Origin of the sequence: Salinisphaera sp. G21_0, assembly GCF_017744115.1 — a bacterium.
Lineage (GTDB): Bacteria > Pseudomonadota > Gammaproteobacteria > Pseudomonadales > Endozoicomonadaceae > Endozoicomonas.
This window is the reverse complement of sequence record NZ_JAGHQW010000158.1, coordinates 1-1,672: the sequence shown is the minus strand read 5'-3', so window position 1 is coordinate 1,672 and position 1,672 is coordinate 1. Positions and strand designations below refer to the sequence as shown.

At 49.3% G+C, this 1,672-nt stretch carries 2 protein-coding genes; both read right to left on the bottom strand.

The genetic code is table 11. The features are described from left to right. Nucleotides 1-658, bottom strand: a 658-nt coding sequence (locus tag J7439_RS25370; protein WP_209204843.1) for an RAP domain-containing protein, incomplete at its 3' end; no start/stop codon positions are given. Next, nucleotides 603-1,672: DUF1601 domain-containing protein (locus J7439_RS25365; RefSeq protein ID WP_209204842.1), on the bottom strand; the 1,070-nt coding region annotated here is incomplete at its 5' end. The genes J7439_RS25370 and J7439_RS25365, both read right to left, overlap by 56 nt.

Here is a 1,672-nt window from a genome sequence, read left to right as displayed (position 1 = left end):
GCTCTTCTAAATATTCTTCGGCGGTAAAATAACAGTCATCTGAAAATTGCCCTCCATCATCGGCAGTAAAATATGCCTCGTCTACCGCCCACTCGCCGCTGTTAAGTGACACAGAGCCATGAGCCTCTGGCAGGACAGCTAACTTTGCCTTTATTTGCTCAATAACCGTTTTTATTGAATTCTGGTTATCAAGCTTATTCACCGGGATTTCAATAACTTCAAATCCTAATTTCTGCAGCAGGGCGATTTTCAGCAACGTTGAGCCATTCCTGGTTTTGAAATCACCACTGACGTAATGATAAGGTCCCTGAATGTCGATAACCGTATTGTAATCTGGCAGTAACAGATCAACCGGAGGTAATGAGTTCAGACTCTTTTCTTCTTCAATCTTCAACAACGGAAAATTCCATTGGAGGTGATCGCGGAAGGTGGATTGAGATTGTGAAGTGCTTGTCGTGTAATTAGGAGTGACCGGACACGTTCTCCCAAGCCAACCTGCGGCCATGGCAATGGTGGATTGATCCTCTATATTGTCCGGGAATGTATTTCCCAGGCGAGAAAATAGTTCACCTATGTGCTTTTCAAGCGGGTTTTTATTATTGCTACCTGAGTCCAGATAAACTCTGGCACAGAATACCATGACTCCCCAGAGAGACATTGATATCTTTCTGAGAGAGTTGGGGGTTTTTACTGATTCTGTCGACAAGAAAATCGAAAGTAAATTTAATCAGGTTCGGCTCAATGGCCTCACCCAGTTTCGCCACGGCCCACAGCAGATTGACGGTACCTTGAGTATTGAACTGACTTCTCTCTTCTTTTGATTCGGCTTTGGTTTTCACATGGTACAACAGCGCGGCCAGGGCCTCTTTGAGCTTTGCTGTCTTCTCCAGCTCGAGCCCGTTGCCCATCAGTTTCGCCACGGCCCACAGCAGGTTGGCGACTTCCTGCGGCTTGAAGTGGTCTTTCTCTTCTTTTGATTCGGCGTTGGTTGTCACATAGGGCAGCAGCGCAACGACAACCTCTTTGAGCTTTGGTGTTTTCTCAAGTTCCAGCCCGTTGTCCACCAGTTTCGCCACGGCCCACAGCAGGTTCACGATAGCTTGAGCGTTCAAGCGGCCTTTCTTTTCTTTTGATTCGGCTTTGCTTTTCACATTGGGCAACAGCGCGGCCAGAGCCTCTTTGAGCTGCGCTGTCTTCTTCAGCTCCAACCCGTAATCCACCAGTTTCGCCAAGGCCCACAGCAGGTTCGCTGTAGCCTGGGTGTTGAAGTGGTCTTTCTCTTCTTTTGATTCGGCTTTGGTTTTCACATGGGACAACAGAGCGGCCACAACCTCTTTGATCTTCGGTGTCTTCTCCAGCTCCAGCCCGTTGTCCACCAGTTTCGCTAACGCCCACAGCAGGTTGGCGACGCCCTGTGGCTTGAAGTCGTCTTTCTCTTCTTTTGATTCGGCTTTGGATTTCACATAGGGCAACAGCGCAGCCACGGCCTCTTTGAGCTTCGGCGTCTTCTCCAGTTTCAGCCCATTTTCCACCAGTTTCGCCACGGCCCACAGCAGGTTGGCGACGCCCTGTGGCTTGAAGTCGTCTTTCTCTTCTTTTGATTCGGCTTTGGATTTCACATAGGGCAACAGCGCAGCCACGGCCTCTTTGAGCTTCGGCGTCTTCTCCAGTT